Origin of the sequence: Acinetobacter sp. FDAARGOS_559 (genome assembly GCF_003940475.1) — a bacterium.
GTDB lineage: Bacteria > Pseudomonadota > Gammaproteobacteria > Pseudomonadales > Moraxellaceae > Acinetobacter > Acinetobacter baumannii.
Genome location: NZ_RKJG01000005.1, coordinates 3,837,727 through 3,854,510, shown reverse-complemented (window position 1 = coordinate 3,854,510; position 16,784 = coordinate 3,837,727). Strand labels below are relative to the sequence as shown.

The following is a 16,784-nucleotide window of genomic DNA, read 5'->3' as shown; positions in this document are numbered from 1 at the left end:
GCATAAGCGAGCTTTCAATACAGTGATTAATTTTCATATCACTAAACTGTGAGGAATATCTCATAATTAGTGCTGATTTTCAAGCTAAAAATGGTTAACGAGTACTGCGAAAAATAACGAACTAAGTGAATAAATAAGCATTCGATTTGACCCAATTAAACTGATGCTTAAGTGAGCCAAATCATTTAATGAAGTCTTAATTAATACTCGCAATCACGGTTTCTGCATGACAGGTCGCGCCCTTCTCTGCGCCAATCTGAATAACACCACTGCGGTGTGCCAGTACCTGCACTTCCATTTTCATGGCCTCCATAATCGCAACCACTTGGCCTTCGGTGACTTGCTCACCATTTTCGACTTTCCAAGTGCTAATCACACCATTAATTGGAGTAAGTAAATGCTCGGCACTTACTTCTGGCTCGGCAGTCTGCGCTTGAACTGCAGTTGCTGGACCTTGTGCAAACATCCCCGCAGGTAAACCTAAACGGTGTAACTTACCATCAATTTCAATGTAGCTCAGTAACATCGGTTGTTGATGGTTTGGAATGCCACGTTTGGTTGGCTTTAATTCTTGTTTAAAGTCATTTTCAATCCAGCGCGTGTGTACATTAAATTCATCTGTAAAGTCAGGTTCATTAAGTACCGCGCGGTGAAAATCTAAAACCGAAGCTACGCCTTCAATTTTAAATTGTTTTAAAGCACGTTTAGCGCGAGCAATTGCAACTTCGCGGGTTGGACCAGTCACAATTAGCTTTGCCATGAGTGAGTCAAAATGGCTAGACACTAATGACCCAGTGCGAACACCTGTGTCGACTCGTACACCGTTACCAAACGGCGCTTCAAATAAACTCAATACACCAAAGGCCGGAATAAAACCACGTGCTGGGTCTTCAGCATTAATACGAAACTCAATGGCATGGCCTTGTGCTTTTGGTGTTTCTTTAATAGAAAGCGCTTCACCTTGTGCAACACGAATTTGTTCCACCACCAAATCGACTTTCGACGTTTCTTCGGTAACAGGATGCTCAACTTGCAAGCGTGTGTTTACTTCTAAGAATGAAAGCTTGCCGTCACGACTCAGTAAATATTCAACTGTTCCCGCACCCACATAGTTTGCAGCCTGACAAATATTTTTTGCCGAGGTTAAAATTTGTTGGTAAATCTCATCACTAATAAATGGCGCTGGTGCTTCTTCGACTAACTTTTGGTTACGGCGTTGCAATGAACAATCACGTGTACCAAGTACCACAATATTGCCATGTTGGTCTGCTATCACCTGCGCTTCTACATGGCGCGGTTTATCGAGATATTGCTCGACAAAACATTCACCACGGCCAAAGGCAGCTTTTGCTTCACGTACTGCCGACTCATAAAGCTCTTTGACTTCTTCGAGTTTCCACGCGACTTTTAAGCCACGGCCACCGCCACCAAACGCCGCTTTAATGGCAATTGGTAAACCATATTGTTTGGCAAACTCTAAAGCTTCATCTGCATTATTGAGTGGATCTTGCGTACCCTGAACCAAGGGCGCACCAACCGAAGCTGCAATTTTACGTGCTTCGATTTTATCGCCTAGTTTTTCAATGGCACTTGGTGATGGCCCTACCCATTTTAAGCCCGCATCAATCACGGCTTGGGCAAATTCAGCACGTTCAGATAAAAAGCCATAACCTGGATGCACCATGGTCGCTTTCGATTTCTTTGCAACTTCAATAATGGCTGGAATATTTAGGTAAGTCTCGCTAGCAGTCGCACCAGCCAACCCCCATGCTTCATCTGCAAGTTCGACATGCATGCTGCCAATATCGTCATCTGCATATAACGCGACTGATGAAATTCCCATATCACGGCAAGCATGAATAATACGAACGGCAATTTCACCACGGTTAGCAATCAATAATTTTTCTGTATTCATCATTCATTCTCAAAATCTGTAAATTCGGCAATTTTTTTAAATTTGATGCGGCAACCTGCTGGAATCTGTGCCACCAAGTCCCAATGGTGTTTAGCAACAGAGCCAATGACCGGATACCCACCCGTTAAAGGGTGATCGTTCATAAACAAAACAGGCTGACCACTCGGTGGAATCTGCAAAGCGCCAATACACGTGCCTTCACTTTCCAACTCGTAGGTAATTTTGCGAGTTAAAGGCTGTGCACCTGAAAGTCTTAGCCCGACTCGGTTGCTTTCATTGGTCACGAGCCATTCTTGCTGACAGAGCAGTTCAATACTGTCTTGTTCGAACCAGTCGGTACGTGGGCCCATCACAATATCTAGCTCAACGACTTCGCCAGTTCGCGGTAAGTCACTTTTGCCCACTTCATTTACGCTAATATTGGCTGCCTTTACCTGCCCTTGGTAAATGGTATCTCCAAGCTTTAAAGGTTCTGGACCTAACACTGCCAAGCTGTCAAACGAGGCACTATTGAGTACTGGTTCAACGTCTATACCACCACGAACTGCTAGATAGTTTCTTAAGCCTGCGGTCGGTGGCTGAATTTGAAATTCATCGCCTTCATCCAGATCAATCGGTTGATGGCTTGCAAAGTCTGCGGTTTGTCCGTCGGCAAATTTCACACGAATGTTTGAAATAGCACCTGCAACTGCAATAACGCCTGCATGCTGCATTTTGGCTTTTAGCCCACCATTTAAAACTTCAATAACGGGTGTATCGGTTGGATTACCGACAATACGATTAGCACTGTGCATGGCAGATAAATCCATCGCACCAGCAACCCCAACCCCAATATTGGTTTGATTTAAACGCCCTTCATCTTGAATAAGCATCTGTAAACTTGGCGCAGTGATCTTAAACAGTGGCACCGATTGTTTCGGCTTAACTGTACGCGTGATTTGCTTCGGTACACTTACAGTGATTGGACGATGCGTGACATCCTCAAAATGAACGGTCATGCCTGGTAAAAGTAGTGCTGGATTTTTACGCTCTAAATCCCACATTTTTTCTGATGTTGTCCCAATCAGCTGCCAGCCACCCGGACTGTCTTTTGGGTAAATACCAGAGTATTTTCCAGCCAAGCCCAACGAGCCTGACGGTATTTTTTTACGCGGAACCGTTAAACGTGGAATATCGGTAAAAGGCTTATCGGGACTGCTCATATAAGCAAAGCCCGGCGCAAAACCAATAAAAGCCACATTCCACACGCTTTGGTAATGTTTTCTAATTACATCAGCTACAGACAGCCCTTGTAGCTCGGCAACTTGCGCAAGGTCTTCACCGTCGTAACGAATCGGCACAATCACTTCTTGGCTGCTACGTTCAAATCCAGAATCAACTTTAAGGCCCTGAATTGAAGCAACCAACGTTTTAAAGTTGGTTTCGATCTCGTTGAAAAAAACCAAAATTGTTTTTGCAGCAGGGACTAAGTCTTTAATTCCATTCAATTGCGTATTTTGCAATTTATTGTATAACGCCAAAGTTTCCTCTAAGCTCGCAAGCTCAATCAGAAAACAATCGGCGTTTACCGATAAAAAACGCATTTGCTTATCCTTTTTAATTCTTCCTTAGCTATTTAGCCCATCCAAGCGCGGTCAGGAATATCGGTAATAAACATGTAACCTGGTGCATGACTAATCGCAAAAGGAATTTTCGAGTTCATCACTGCTGCTTGCGGTGTTACCCCACAAGCCCAAAACACTGGAATTTCACCCGCTTCTATACGGGAAGCATCACCAAAGTCAGGCTTATTTACATCCTTAATGCCTAAACTTTCAGGGTGCCCAATATGTACAGGTGCGCCATGCACGCTTGGCATGCGTGCGGTAATTTGTACCGCTTCACTAATTTGATGCGATGGAATCGGTCGCATGGAAACCACCATATTTCCTGAAATACGCCCTGCCGGTTGGCACTTTATATTGCTCAAATACATCGGAACATTGGTGTCATCATGAATATGGCGAACTTCAATACCCGCTTCTTGCAAAGCAGTTTCAAACGAAAAACTACAGCCAATTAAGAACGTGACTAAATCTGGATGAGCGCTATAAATCTCTCTTGCGTCGGTCACTTCATCGACCATTTTCCCATCTTTCCAAATGCGATAGCGCGGGAAATCGGTTCGAATGTCTGAATCTGCGGCAAGCTTAGTTGCATAGATACCTTCTTCGAGCACATCAAGCACTGGGCAGCTTTGCGGGTTGCGATGTGCATAGAGCAAAAAGTCATATGCCCACTCTTTTGGCACCGAAATCATGTTGACCTGCGTCATGCCAGCCGCCATGCCTGCTGTCGGTTTATCAAAACCTGCACGGATTTTTAAACGCGCATCTAATGCGGCTTCAAGTTGAGCTGGGTCGACTTTAATATCCTTATACATTGTGCTCATCCTTATGCTTTGTTTACAAACGGGCGGATTTCAATATTGTTTTTTACAAGTTCGGCTTTAATGGCTGCCGACATTTCTAGTGCGCCGTCGGTATCGCCGTGTAGGCAAATCGTGTCAGCCTGAATTGGGGTAAATACACCATCAATTGACTCGACCCCACCATTTTTAAGCATAGACACCACACGGCTCGCAACAAATGCCGAGTCGTGTAAAACCGCACCTTCGAGACGACGAGACACCAGTGAACCATCACTGTTATAAGCGCGGTCTGCAAATGCTTCAGACACAACTTTTAAACCAGCCGCGCGTGCCTGCTCGACTAAGTTCGAACCTGCTAAAGCCACCAAAACCAGTTCAGGGTTATACATTTTAATCGCATCAATCACGGCTGCTGCCTGAACTTGGTCATGGGCAATGGTGTTATAGAGCGCGCCATGTGGTTTAACATATTGCACTTTTGAGCCTGCTACTTTCGCCAAGCCATCGAGTGCAGAAATTTGGTACAGCACATCGGCAATCAGTTCGTCACGCGACAAATCCATATTACGGCGGCCAAAGCCTACAAGGTCTGGGTAAGACACATGAGCACCGATGGTCACGCCAAGTTCAACCGCTTTACGAACTGTTTTTAAAATGCCGAGCGGATCACCAGCATGAAAACCACAAGCAATGTTCGCACTGGTCACGACAGGTAAAATCTGGTCATCATTACCCATTTTCCATGACCCAAAGCTTTCGCCCAAATCACTATTTAAATCTACAAACATGGCATTATCCCTTTATCAATTCATGTCGTCTGGCTTAAAGCTTGGTCAAATAATTAAATACTGTCGTAAATGACATATAGCCCATCCACCACGTTAACAGACATGTTAATCCACCTAAAATAAGCAACCATTTTGGATAGTTATAATTACCCATTAAATCTTTACGGCATGCAGCCACATACACAAAAATTGTAAGGCCAATTGGCAACACCAATCCGTTAAAACCACCTACGAAAATGAGTAAGCCTGCCGGAGTTGCACCCAATAACACATAGAGCAATAACGCTAATGCGATAAAGGTAATGGTCGTATAGTTGGTCTGTTTTGGTGTTAAGTTCTTTTTAAATGCAGTAAAGAATGACACTGAAGTATATGCTGCGCCGATCGTGCTACTAATACCTGCTGCCCAGAAAATTAAACCAAATAATTTAAAACCAAATGTACCTGCTGCATATTGGAATGCTTGGGCTGCCGGGTTGGCATCGTGACTGGCTAAATCAATATGAGCACCGCTTACCACCACACCTAAGAATGCTAAGAACAACACATAACGCATGATGCCGACTACAACAATGCCCTTGGTCGCAGCTTTGGCAACTTCATTAATATTTTCAGGTCCAACAGCACCTTTATCGAGTAAACGGTGTGCTCCGGCATAACAGATATAACCACCAACTGTACCGCCAACAATGGTGGTAATAATGGCAAAGTCGATATGGTCTGGAGCAAAGGTTTGCTGAACTGCTTGCCCAACAGGAGGCATTACAATGACGGCCACAATAATAATCAGCAAGATTTTAAGCAATCCCAACACGATCATGCTTTTATCCATGGCAAGTGTGGCTTTTTTAGAGGCAAAAATCAAAATGGCTAAAGCACCACTTAAAATACCGCCCCACTTTGTATCTAGGCCAAAAAGTGCATTTAAACCTAAAGCCGCACCTGCAATGTTACCGACACTAAAGAAAAAACCACCCAAAATCACCAGAAACGCCAGTAAATAACCACTACCCGGTAAGGCTTTATTGGCAATATCAGATGCACGCATTTGGGTAAGTGTCACCACTCGCCAGATATTTTGTTGGACGACATAATCAATTAAAATAGAAATTAAAATTGCAAAGCCAAATGCAGCACCTAACTTAACTGTAAATACAGCAGTTTGGGTTAAAAATCCCGGCCCCATTGCAGAGGTCGCCATCATAAAAATTGAGGCAACAATGGCCCATTGGCGATCTGATAAAAAAGAAGATTTCAGTAAAGACATATTAATGCGTTCCTCATCCATTTGAGCTTAACAACGCTATTTTCAAATTGAATCAAGAACATCATTTTTGTCCCAAACGATATTCTTTAATCCTTTTAAATGACAAAGATTCCCTGTTCCCCAATCAACATAATCGGTGATCAAATCTTGTGTTTAAAATAAAAACATAGCTAATCCCTACGAACAATAAGACTTTTTACAGAAATTTAAAATTTTAAACTTTTGATTTTTATAAACTTATTTTCAAAAGAAAGAGTGGGATAAATTTTACTTATCGAAGTACATAAGCTGCTTTTATCGTTTTACCTACAAAACAGCTTTTTTTAATAAGAAAAAATAGGGATAAAAAGCATTCAAGAAACATCTTATTTTTTAATTTGTTCATTGAGTCTTTTCATGGCACTTTCTGAAACCTGAACCGCTACTTCAGTTAATTTTTCTTTCAAAGCAACGTCATTACCATGAATATAAATAGACGTGAAATGAAAAGTTTTTAAACGGATGGGCGTATTTAATATTTCCAATCGTCCGTCGGTAATTTCCTTTAATGCCGTTAAGGTCGGCACGACCGCAATACCCAAACCTTGCTCTGCTAGACGCAATAACGTCGCTAAAGAATAACTGGTAATAGAAAGTGGTTCATCAATCCCCTTTTCTTTCATTTTTGCCTTTAATTCTTTATAGGGATAGGTAATTTTTGGATAGGTTAAAATGGTATGCGACATTAAAGTTTTAAAAGACATTTGCCCAATTCCACCTTTAAAAGATGGCGCCGCCAAGAAACTCAGTTCAAAGTTACAAAGCGACTGCTCAATACATTCAAAAGCCAAAGTTGGCCCAAGCAAAAAGGCCATGTCCAAATCGCCTGTACGTACCCCCTCTTGCAAGTTAGGGGTCAGATCTACCACAATTTCAACCGAAACTTTTGGGAATTCCTGTTGAACTTTTTCGATATATTCAACCAACCACGTATACACGATAGTCTCAGAAACGCCTAAACGTATGGTTCCGGTCAGGTGCTGATTTTCGGTAAGCTCTGCAACCAAATCAGTTTCTAAACGCATAAACTTTTCGGCATACTTAAATAATGTCATGCCTTTATGGGTCAGTTTAAACTGCCGTAAGCTTCGGTCTAAAACTTTAAAACCTAATTCATTTTCAAGAGATGTGATTTTTTGAGATACCGCAGGCTGCGTCGTTTGTAATTTAGTTGCCGCCTTATTGAAGCTATTTAAAGTCACGACCCAATAAAATGCTTCAAGATTCTTTAAATTCACGTTTCATCCTGTCTTAAAAATTCCTTTACTTTTATAGTATGTAAGCTTTTAGCTGAGTTAGGCTACCCATTTATTCGTTTTTATTTGAATTTGGCCTATTTCACTCTCACAAAAATAATATCCAAATCTTTTTTAGGCACAAACTTGGTTTTGATCATTTGAAATTGAGTTGGGCTAATCTTTTTGACTGGTCCATCCCAACAAAATGACACTAATTCATTTTTATCTCGCTCAATAGTGAGCTTAAAATTTTCAATCGGCTTTGCCCAATTTGCACCCGTCGTCAAAATATAGCCCAAAGCACTAAACGGCGAATTTTCTGCACTGGCTTTTTTTAAGCCTTGCTTAAATTGTTTATCCATACAAAATTGCTGGTTATATTCATCTGGATAGAGAGCAACTGAACCGCCCACCAAGGGTTTATATTCATGGTGAATTTTAGTCAAACTATTAGCTTTGAAGGTTTGCTTCCAGCTATAAATGACTTGAGATGACCACGAGATTACATCATCTCTTAGAAATTGAGCTAAAATTTTCTGCATTTGTGGTTTATTGCATTGTCTTAACCTATCTAGATAAGATTCATAATTATAGAAAATAATGTTGTTTTATATATAATAAATTATTTTACATATAAAACTTTAGCTCTACCAAATTCAAGATCATTTGGTGAGATGAGATCATGGAAAGATTAAATTACGATACAGTTATTGGTGCAGACGGTATCCATTCGCCAGTTCGTACAGCCCTTTTTGGTGCAGAGTCACCTAGATTTACAGGAATTGTTTCTTTTAGATCTGTAGTATCTACAGAAAAAGTTAAACATATCCCAGAAATAGAAGCATTTATTAAATGGTGGGGTGATACTCCACAAAAACAAATTGTCACTTTCCCATTAAATCAACGTAAAGAAACTTTTATATTTGCAACAATCGGGCAAGAAAGTTGGACTGAGAAATCTTGGACTAGTGCGGGGGGATCTTCAAGAACTCCTTAATTTTTATAAAGATGCAAGGGCATTACTTCAAGCTTGTGAAACCACTTTCAAAAGTGCTCTATATGAACGAGATCCTTTATTAAAATGGTCTGTTGATAATGTCACATTATTAGGTGATGCCTGTCATCCAATGCTACCTTTTTTATGGCTCAAGGGGCAGGAATGGCTATCGAAGATGCAATTATTTTAGTTCGAAGTTTATCTAATATATCTTCAAAGTTAGAAGCAAAAATTGCCTTACAAACTTATGAGAATTCTCGCAAGGAATGTACGGCAAAAATACAGATAGGTTCGAGAGGCAATCAATGGATGAAAGGCCAAGAAAATGCTGACTGGGTTTACAGTTATGATGCATGGACTACAGAATTAATTACTTGAATATTTTTATAGCATAAGCATTTGGTTTTTATAAACTGCTCACTACTTTTTAAATGCTCAGATAGAAACTCCGACTTCATTTAAAAAACCGTCCTAGAGGGCGATTGCTGAATATAAAATCAACAGCATATAGAACTATAATGGATCAATACTTCTATACTTTTTTAGGTGACTTTTTATCGGTTTTCATAAAAACTGGCTTAATCTAACTCTAATTGTTGTCTCAATTTTAAAATATCGACTAGTCCTTTATCCCTTTTCTGAGATAAATCGATATCTTTATAATGTGTTAAAAGCTCTTTAGTTTGTTCTTCTAGCAACTCAGTAGTTTCTTCAGAGTGCTGAAAATTTTGCATATCATTCCACCATTCGGTCATAGGTGGTCCTAAATGGTGAATTGCCTCTTTAAACCCCTTCTGATTGGCAAGTTCCATATTTATATAGGGGCCAAATAAAGCCCATCTCAGCCCAGGCCCACTGGTGATTGCGATATCAACATCTTCTGCCGAACACACCCCTTCTTTAACCAGTGAAAATGCCTCTCGCCACAAAGCAGCTTGTAAACGATTTGCTACATGCCCTTTAACTTCTTTATTTAAAACAATCGGATGCTTACCCAAACTTTGATAAAACTCGGAAGCTTTCTTTAAAATTTGCGGATCTGTTAATTTTCCACCCACAATTTCAACCAAAGGTAATAGATGAGGTGGGTTAAATGGATGACCTAAAAAAATACGCTCGGGATGAGTTGCATCTTTTTGAAAGTCAGAAACTTTTAGACCTGAAGAACTTGAAGCAATTAGTGTTTTTTCAGGGCAATATGAAGTGATTTCTTGATATAAATTTTGCTTTAAATCTAACCTCTCCGGTGCATTTTCTTGAATAAAATCGGCATCAATCACCGCATCTTTTAAGTTGTTGTAAAGCTCTAAATTTAGGAAAATATCTTGTAAATGATGACTTGAATCTGTTTGCTGATCTAAAGCGAGCAAATCACTAAGATTTGCCTGTATTCTCTTTTTAAATAATTCTTCGTCTATTGGATAAGCGTCATACACCTTTACCTTAAAGCCTTTATATAAAAATAATGCTGTCCAGCTTGCACCAATGATACCGACACCAACCACACCGATTGTTTTAATTCCTTCCATATTTTCCTCGTGACCTTATTACTTCAAAACTTTTCTTATTCCTTGCATGACTATAAAAATAGTCGACTTCTTACCTTTTCTCAGTTATTCAAAGCCAATTTATAATAAGCACGCATAACCAAAACTTCATACCATTATTGTACTTTTCTTGCATTACCTTCATTTTTTAAGCAAATTTTGGCTACTGCTTGCAGCCCTATAAGCGCTAAGGGTGTATGATTGGCAAGATTTTGAGCCATTTAACTTTAATATGACAAATACATTTTCTGACCACAAGCAAGTTGAAGTGGTATCTACTTTTGCTGAACTTGTGAATACACATTTTCAGGGAAATAAGAATGCTATTTGTTGGTACAGAAATTTGGTAGGCGACTTTAAAGAAATTGTGGCTAAACTTAAGTTAAAAGAAAATATTACCGAAATTTCTACTGAAGACCTGTTAGCACTTGAGCTTTCAGAACAAGGTGATTTGGCTCGAGATATTATTTTAAAAGACATGCAGCTCTTAACTGATATGGGGGCATCACCTGTACTTAATTTGCTTAAAAACTATGAACGCGATGAAGAGCTAGATTTCATTTCAACAGATGTATATTCATTTCATGTTGACCGCTCCCCCATTGAAACCGACACATTCTTATGTACTTATCACGGCGCTGCTAGCGACATTGTGCCGAATGATCAGGTTGAACAAAAAGTTTTAATTCCAGAAATTAGAGAAAAGCTCAAAGCTTTACATGACGGCCCAGAAGCCGAATTTGAAAGCTTTTTAGCAGAGTATTTTTTTGATTTACATTATCAGCCTAAACCCAATGCACAACCTATAAATTTGGGTACAGGACACTTATGGCGCTTAGCAGTAGATCATCCAACTCAAAAGGTTTTACCGTGTGTTCATCGGGCACCAGTTGAAAATGATGGTGAATATCGGCTTCTACTGATTTGTTAGATATTTCAATATCTTATATAGAACCAGTCAAAAACCAAAAATTACTTTTAGAATCGTGAAGAATTTCTGGTCGTTAAACCACAGTAAAAAGATAAATCTGAACATTTATCAAAAATAAAATAATAAAAAATTATGATTTAAAGTAGTTGACCCTCACGTAACGTAAGCCCCTAGCATAAAACACGCCTAAGGAAGAAGGAGCTAAAAAGATGCTGTTAAAAGTTGGTGAATTGGCTAAGCAAACAGGACTTACTGTCCGTGCTCTTCATCACTATGACGATATCGGTTTACTTCAGCCTTCGGCCCGTTCCGATGCTGGTTATCGACTATATACCCCTAAAGACATTACTCGTTTGCATCAAATTCAAGCATTACGAGGGCTGGGTATGTCGCTAGCCGAAATCTATACGGTTCTTGAAGATCCCAATCTAGCACTTTTACCGATTATTGATCGGCAGATTCAAGCAATTGATCAAAGACTGGCAGAGCAGAAAAAATTGCGAAATCAGCTAGGACAATTGAAATCTCAGCTCATCAATGGTGAAGAACTTGATTTGGAGGATTGGTTAAATATGCAGGAGCTTATAGCAATGTACGAGAAATACTTTACGCAAGAAGAACTTGAAAAGCTTACATTTTTACAATCAGGTACTAAAAGCCACCAAGAATGGCAAGAGTTAACTCAGGCTGTAAATACGGTATTTAATGCTGGAGAATCATCTAGCAGTGAAACCGCTCAAAAGCTCGCCCATAAGTGGATGAAAACACTTGAGCAGAATACGCGCACCAATCCAGAATGGCTTGTTAAATTAAATAACATCAATTCAGCAGAACCTGAATTTCAGGAAAAATTAGGAGTAATGCCAGAAGTTGTTGAGTTTTTACTTAAGGCCTTTTCAGAGAGTAAGCTGAGTATTTTTGCTCGTTATTTATCTGATAATGAGTTTGCTTTTTTAAAGGAAAATTATGTTCGCGAAATGAAAAAATGGCCTCAACTATTAGTCGATATTGAGAAATTGATTGACGCTGAGGTTAAACCGAATAGTGAAGGAGCAAAGCGTTTGGCACAGCAATGGCTCTCTATGCTACAAGGTTATACTGGCGAAAATCCAAGCACTCAAGAAAAGATCCGTTTAGCAATGCAAAATGAACCAAGCCTTGCTGACGGTACTTGGCTCAAACCAGTTACCCTACACTTTCTAGAAAAAGCAGTAGCAGCATTCAAGCATAGTGCTTAGTTCTATCTATCAATTTAAATGGCTCTTTTTTTCAGGAAGAGCCATTTACCCGTAAATATGATTAAAGTAAAGAAACAGTTTCAGGATTTTTAGTCATAAAATTTAATATTGCAGACTGTGATTTAATACTAACTAAATGACTTTAAAAAACTTAATAATTCTGTCCATTCTCGCAATTGCATAAGTAATGTATTCAAAATAATATTTAGACAAATAGATTATAACTTTACATATTGTTAAGCTTATAGATCAATACTAAGAAGACTGTGAAGTTAAATTTAAAATGAATCATTTTTGGCAGTTAAAGCCATCCATATTTAATTAGAGAAACATTTGATATGAAAAAATATTTATTATTAATTTTATTCAGCTTTTATTCGGTTCATTCATTTGCTTCGGACAAACTACATGGCAGTGTTTGGAAAACTATTGATGATGCCACCAATCAACCGAGAGCGCTGGTAAGATTTAGCCAAGACAAAAATGGAGTTCTATCCGCAAATATTGAAAAAATCCTTGTTCCAAGCGAAGCCAATAAATGTACGATGTGTGAAGGGACTTATAAAAATAAATCTTTAATTGGTTTAACCATTGTCAAAAATTTAAAAAACGTAGGTCAAAATAAATATGACAAAGGATCTATTCTCGATCCTCAGTCAGACAAGACTTATCGCTTTAGTGTAACCGTATCACCAGATGGGGAAAAACTTACCGCTCGTGGCTACATTGGTATTTCTGCAATTGGCCGAAACCAAACATGGTATCGAGTTAAATAATCCATGAGTAGCTTGTGACCAACTCTCTGAAGCTACTCACCGATCATAATTACGGTCTATATATGCACTATGTAAATTCTATATTTAGACCGTATTATGACCGATACTTGGCCTGAATCATCAGCATGATAATGACGAATAGCGAAGGTATGGCAGCAATCACAAATAAATGGGTAATGACCAGAAATTGAGAGAGATAACCGCCAAATAACGGCCCAATGACAGAACCCAAACGAGCGATTCCAATACTCCAGCCCACCCCTGTAGTACGAAGTGAAACTGGGTAATAACTGGCCGACAAAGCATTAATAGCAGGTTGCCCACCAACAATGGCAAAGCCAGCAATAAAAATGATAATAAACAATAAAACGATATGACTAACAGAATAGCCAATTAAAGCAACACTAATCACTGCAACCAAAAAAACAGGAATTAATACTTTATAAAATCCTGTCTTATCAATTTTAAGGCCCATCACCACACTACCAATCGTACCGCCTAATTGTAGAGTGGAGCCGATCAACAATGCCTGATTTAATGAAAGCCCTGACTCTTTGGCCAAAGTCGGTAGCCAATTTGCCAGAAAATATAAACTGATCATATTTAAAATACTGATGATCCAGATGGAATAGGTAAAAAACGCACGCTGATTTTTAAATAACTCAAGCGGTGACTTTTTAACCTGAACCTCAGTATTATTGATGATTTTTATCTCTGTATTGAATGTTAATGCTGGATAAAACTTCTTCAACCAAAACAAAATTTTGGAGCTATTTTTGCTATTTTCACTTAAAAAATATAAAGATTCTGGTAACTTAAAGAATGTGATAAAGAAAATAATTAAAGGGATAATACCGCCGAAATAAAAAATCGCCTGCCATCCTCCCCAAGGAACTAGTAAGGCTGATATTCCGCCCCCCAACATTGCCCCTACCGTATAGCCACAAGAAATGACCATCATGGTAAAAATACGAGATTTATATGGAACAATTTCGGAGCTATAAGCCATCACATTTGGCATGATACCGCCTAAAAAAATTCCTGTAACAAAGCGGATTACGGTCAATTGCTCAATATTGCCTACATGTGGTGTCAACAGCATCAATATGGAGAATATAAAGGTCGAGATCAGTAGTATCGGACGGCGACCAAAACGATCAGAAAGTGAACTTAATAAAAATGATCCAACAAACAAACCAAACAAGCTTGCACTAAACACCACTCCCAACATGGATTTTTGAACACCCCATTCTTCTATAATCAGTGGGGCTGCGTAAGCCATGGACTGAATATCATACCCATCCATAATCATTAGTAATAAGCAGGTAACCAAAATAAATTTTTGATAAGGTCCAACTTTCTGCTGATTGATCAAATCACTTAATACAATTTCTTTCATGGTATTCCTTTCTCCATGACTCGCTTTAAATTAATTCCATTTTAATTATGCTATACGTAATCTATTTACGATTAGCGTAAAAATAAAATAGCAATATTATTGCCACTAAGTCAAAAATATTAATTTTTATAATATAAACAGTATATTAGATCGAATTATTTGATCTAATCCGGGTAATGAGCTCATATCATCGCATGGTGTATATGGTCTGCTCATCTAATAAAAATCAAGCAAACCATAAATCCTTTTATTTAAATAACTCATTTACCTCAAACAAGTTGGCTTAAAAAAATACTCCACCACCACATCCCTTTCACCCAAACTATTTGTACTTAAAAACTCGAACATCAAGCCATCTATTAAGTTTAAAACCATATTGGCATCGGGTTTTAACGCACGTATTTCTAAACTAAAAATCAGTTCAAAAATTTCACGAGTCAGCCATTTTCTATACTCTATTGCCATACGGTAAGCCTGCTGGTAAGCCACTTTAATTTCAAAAAAGGCTTTAAGTAGCAAGTGATACAGACTGTTAGAGTTAACATGTAAAACTACTATTTCCTTGAGCTTATCGGTTGGCGTGCAATAACGGCTTGAATAGATAATCGCAAGCACTTCTTCTTTAAGTAGACTTTTTTGGAAAGCTATACACATTTCAATAAGACGTTCTTTTGAGTGAAAATAGTTATACAAGGTGGCTTTCGGTATTTCTGATTCTTTGACAATCAGGTCTACGCCTGTTGTATGAAATCCATGTGTGGTAAACAAACGAATAGCGGTACGAATAATGTGTAATTTTTTAGAAGAGGTTTCTAAATTTGGCATAGTTTTACCGTTATAAATTCTTGTTGTATGTAAAGAGATAGAAATACCGTCACTCTTAAAATGAGTGCTAAATACAGGCATGCAAAAGCCGCACAAGTGGTGTGCTCGCCTATCTCGAGTTTTGTTGTTGATATGATTTTTAGTCGTGACGATTCTTAAGGTGTAGAAAACCTAGAGCCGTTTTAAAGACTGTTTCGGCGGTATCAATAGAGAGAATTTGGCAAAAGCCAATAAATAAGAAATAGTACGCATGTGCGAACTCCTTTGGGTAAGAAAGAAGTTTCGCCACATCACTGCTAAATGATTATGGTGGCGAAACGAAAAGGGGTTAGCAGACTGATTTACCCAAAAATCAGCACATCCGAAGATGTCCCCCTCCCGTTCCGCCGCAGAGGGGGCACGTAGGGATGCCCACAAAAAAGAGAGACTTTTTCGTGTGCTTTGGGTAAATACGGCCTGCTAAAACCGACTGGCAATGTGGCCAGCAGGCAAAGGATAGTGCTCTGCCCTATTACAGTCAAGCACACAAAATGACATTTGTTTTAAAATAGATCATTAAAATGTAAGGATAAATAATTAAAATTTATTGTTCATTTGTGATTTATATAAAAATCCTTTTCACTTGAAAATTACTTATAATTATTTATTAGAAGATCTGAATTTTGGGTTTGAAGTTTTTTCTAAAACAACCACTTTACCTGTACCTAACCCGCGAAAAAAATAATTAATGATATATAAGAATAACAAGCCAAAATAAAAAATCGGGAAAATGCTAAAGACAGTTGTTACTATTTCCCAAAACATCACCCCGACTCTGTAATTATAACTAAATGCTATAAGTCCACCTCTACGTCTAGGTCTTTGCTGAGTAATATCATCCTCAATAAAGTGAATAATTCCTATGACAAAACACCCAGCAAAGGTACTTGAGACTAAAGTCTTTTTAATTAGAGGCTTTTCTAACCAACGGTATTTTTTTGAAGATTCAAATTCGGCTTTGAAAAATAATTTATAGATTTCCTCTTGATAAGCGTTATTAATTCCATATTTTCTAATAAAAAAATAACATATAACACAACCAACAATGAACATGACTATGGTTATATAAAGGCTGTAAAGAATCGTAAAAAACGGTAATGGCCCTTTCGTACCAATAGTCACATGCATAATTTGTGTAATGTATTGATATATTTCGTACTGCCATTCGTTTTTAGGATAAGTAGGAAATACAAATAAAGGAATAATAAAAAGAATAAAACATATAGCTATACTCCCTTTGTTCTCTTTAATTTTCCGTGGCAGCGTAGAAAGAAAGTTTTTAGAGGCCATATCTATATTTTACAATTTGGAATCATATGTTTAGCTTTATAAAACTCATCAAAAGCTTTTTATAATATTTATAAAAAGCCATGCA

The 16,784-nt window shown here is 38.4% G+C and carries 15 protein-coding genes and 1 pseudogene; 5 read left to right on the top strand and 11 right to left on the bottom strand.

Annotated elements, in window-relative coordinates; translation table 11 throughout:
- Window positions 1-196: 196 nt before the first annotated feature.
- The 7 genes and pseudogenes from EGS71_RS20185 to EGS71_RS20155 all read right to left on the bottom strand — a co-directional run.
- Complete coding sequence (locus tag EGS71_RS20185; protein WP_001091003.1) at window positions 197-1,915, bottom strand: acetyl/propionyl/methylcrotonyl-CoA carboxylase subunit alpha; 1,719 nt, start codon at window positions 1,913-1,915, stop codon at window positions 197-199.
- Complete coding sequence (locus EGS71_RS20180; RefSeq protein WP_001211789.1) at window positions 1,915-3,498, bottom strand: urea amidolyase family protein; 1,584 nt, start codon at window positions 3,496-3,498, stop codon at window positions 1,915-1,917. Before EGS71_RS20180 ends, EGS71_RS20185 begins: the two co-directional genes overlap by 1 nt.
- A 32-nt stretch (window positions 3,499-3,530) precedes the next feature.
- Window positions 3,531-4,346: a putative hydro-lyase gene (locus EGS71_RS20175; RefSeq protein ID WP_085944083.1), complete on the bottom strand. Its 816-nt coding sequence runs from the start codon at window positions 4,344-4,346 to the stop codon at window positions 3,531-3,533.
- A 2-nt stretch (window positions 4,347-4,348) separates the two neighbouring features.
- Entirely contained in the window at window positions 4,349-5,113 is a 765-nt protein-coding gene (locus tag EGS71_RS20170) for a LamB/YcsF family protein (protein ID WP_000496076.1), read from the bottom strand.
- Window positions 5,114-5,147: 34 nt separating this feature from the next.
- Window positions 5,148-6,401 carry an NRAMP family divalent metal transporter gene (locus tag EGS71_RS20165; protein ID WP_085944084.1) on the bottom strand — a complete coding sequence of 418 codons (1,254 nt, stop codon included), beginning with the start codon at window positions 6,399-6,401 and terminating at the stop codon, window positions 5,148-5,150.
- Between the two features lie 344 nt (window positions 6,402-6,745).
- Window positions 6,746-7,657 carry a LysR family transcriptional regulator MumR gene (gene mumR, locus EGS71_RS20160; protein ID WP_001049897.1) on the bottom strand — a complete coding sequence of 304 codons (912 nt, stop codon included), beginning with the start codon at window positions 7,655-7,657 and terminating at the stop codon, window positions 6,746-6,748.
- Between the two features lie 95 nt (window positions 7,658-7,752).
- Window positions 7,753-8,250 (bottom strand): annotated as a pseudogene (locus tag EGS71_RS20155) (DUF4424 family protein); the annotation flags it as partial.
- Between the two features lie 89 nt (window positions 8,251-8,339).
- Between EGS71_RS20155 and EGS71_RS20150 the strand changes: the two are divergent.
- Window positions 8,340-8,654, top strand: coding sequence for an FAD-dependent monooxygenase (locus EGS71_RS20150; protein WP_002011334.1), 315 nt, complete (start codon window positions 8,340-8,342; stop codon window positions 8,652-8,654).
- Window positions 8,655-8,816: 162 nt separating this feature from the next.
- Window positions 8,817-9,032: a hypothetical protein gene (locus EGS71_RS20145; protein WP_004738715.1), complete on the top strand. Its 216-nt coding sequence runs from the start codon at window positions 8,817-8,819 to the stop codon at window positions 9,030-9,032.
- A gap of 200 nt (window positions 9,033-9,232) precedes the next feature.
- On the opposite strand, the gene EGS71_RS20140 is transcribed toward EGS71_RS20145, so the two are convergent.
- Window positions 9,233-10,183, bottom strand: coding sequence for a 3-hydroxyacyl-CoA dehydrogenase NAD-binding domain-containing protein (locus EGS71_RS20140; RefSeq protein WP_000398494.1), 951 nt, complete (start codon window positions 10,181-10,183; stop codon window positions 9,233-9,235).
- Between the two features lie 250 nt (window positions 10,184-10,433).
- Between EGS71_RS20140 and EGS71_RS20135 the strand changes: the two genes are divergently transcribed.
- The 3 genes from EGS71_RS20135 to EGS71_RS20125 all read left to right on the top strand — a co-directional run bounded on the left by EGS71_RS20135 (window position 10,434) and on the right by EGS71_RS20125 (window position 13,146).
- On the top strand, window positions 10,434-11,132 hold the full coding sequence (locus EGS71_RS20135) for a DUF1826 domain-containing protein (RefSeq protein ID WP_004736222.1): 699 nt from the start codon (window positions 10,434-10,436) through the stop codon (window positions 11,130-11,132).
- Window positions 11,133-11,341: 209 nt separating this feature from the next.
- Window positions 11,342-12,370, top strand: a complete 1,029-nt coding sequence (locus EGS71_RS20130; protein WP_000925265.1) for a MerR family transcriptional regulator — start codon at window positions 11,342-11,344, stop codon at window positions 12,368-12,370.
- A 338-nt stretch (window positions 12,371-12,708) separates the two neighbouring features.
- Window positions 12,709-13,146, top strand: coding sequence for a DUF2147 domain-containing protein (locus EGS71_RS20125; RefSeq protein ID WP_000760391.1), 438 nt, complete (start codon window positions 12,709-12,711; stop codon window positions 13,144-13,146).
- Window positions 13,147-13,240: 94 nt separating this feature from the next.
- Here the strand turns inward: EGS71_RS20125 and EGS71_RS20120 are convergent, their stop codons facing one another.
- The 3 genes from EGS71_RS20120 to EGS71_RS20105 all read right to left on the bottom strand — a co-directional run bounded on the left by EGS71_RS20120 (window position 13,241) and on the right by EGS71_RS20105 (window position 16,699).
- Entirely contained in the window at window positions 13,241-14,545 is a 1,305-nt protein-coding gene (locus EGS71_RS20120) for an MFS transporter (RefSeq protein ID WP_000659375.1), read from the bottom strand.
- Between the two features lie 264 nt (window positions 14,546-14,809).
- Window positions 14,810-15,370 (bottom strand): TetR/AcrR family transcriptional regulator, encoded by a 561-nt coding sequence (locus EGS71_RS20115; protein WP_163078266.1) that lies wholly within the window; start codon window positions 15,368-15,370, stop codon window positions 14,810-14,812.
- A 639-nt stretch (window positions 15,371-16,009) separates the two neighbouring features.
- The gene (locus EGS71_RS20105; protein ID WP_000157166.1) at window positions 16,010-16,699 is read right to left on the bottom strand and encodes a hypothetical protein; all 690 of its coding nucleotides are present in this window, start codon (window positions 16,697-16,699) and stop codon (window positions 16,010-16,012) included.
- Between the last annotated feature and the right edge of the window lie 85 nt (window positions 16,700-16,784).

Bases quoted from the DNA above. Each gene is read 5' to 3' on its own strand.
- EGS71_RS20185 (WP_001091003.1), bottom strand. From the start codon at position 1,915: ATGAATACAGAAAAATTATTGATTGCTAACCGTGGTGAAATTGCCGTT.
- EGS71_RS20180 (WP_001211789.1), bottom strand. From the start codon at position 3,498: ATGCGTTTTTTATCGGTAAACGCCGATTGTTTTCTGATTGAGCTTGCG.
- EGS71_RS20175 (WP_085944083.1), bottom strand. From the start codon at position 4,346: ATGAGCACAATGTATAAGGATATTAAAGTCGACCCAGCTCAACTTGAA.
- EGS71_RS20170 (WP_000496076.1), bottom strand. From the start codon at position 5,113: ATGTTTGTAGATTTAAATAGTGATTTGGGCGAAAGCTTTGGGTCATGG.
- EGS71_RS20165 (WP_085944084.1), bottom strand. From the start codon at position 6,401: ATGGATGAGGAACGCATTAATATGTCTTTACTGAAATCTTCTTTTTTA.
- EGS71_RS20150 (WP_002011334.1), top strand. From the start codon at position 8,340: ATGGAAAGATTAAATTACGATACAGTTATTGGTGCAGACGGTATCCAT.
- EGS71_RS20145 (WP_004738715.1), top strand. From the start codon at position 8,817: ATGGCTATCGAAGATGCAATTATTTTAGTTCGAAGTTTATCTAATATA.
- EGS71_RS20140 (WP_000398494.1), bottom strand. From the start codon at position 10,183: ATGGAAGGAATTAAAACAATCGGTGTGGTTGGTGTCGGTATCATTGGT.
- EGS71_RS20135 (WP_004736222.1), top strand. From the start codon at position 10,434: ATGACAAATACATTTTCTGACCACAAGCAAGTTGAAGTGGTATCTACT.
- EGS71_RS20130 (WP_000925265.1), top strand. From the start codon at position 11,342: ATGCTGTTAAAAGTTGGTGAATTGGCTAAGCAAACAGGACTTACTGTC.
- EGS71_RS20125 (WP_000760391.1), top strand. From the start codon at position 12,709: ATGAAAAAATATTTATTATTAATTTTATTCAGCTTTTATTCGGTTCAT.
- EGS71_RS20120 (WP_000659375.1), bottom strand. From the start codon at position 14,545: ATGAAAGAAATTGTATTAAGTGATTTGATCAATCAGCAGAAAGTTGGA.
- EGS71_RS20115 (WP_163078266.1), bottom strand. From the start codon at position 15,370: ATGCCAAATTTAGAAACCTCTTCTAAAAAATTACACATTATTCGTACC.
- EGS71_RS20105 (WP_000157166.1), bottom strand. From the start codon at position 16,699: ATGGCCTCTAAAAACTTTCTTTCTACGCTGCCACGGAAAATTAAAGAG.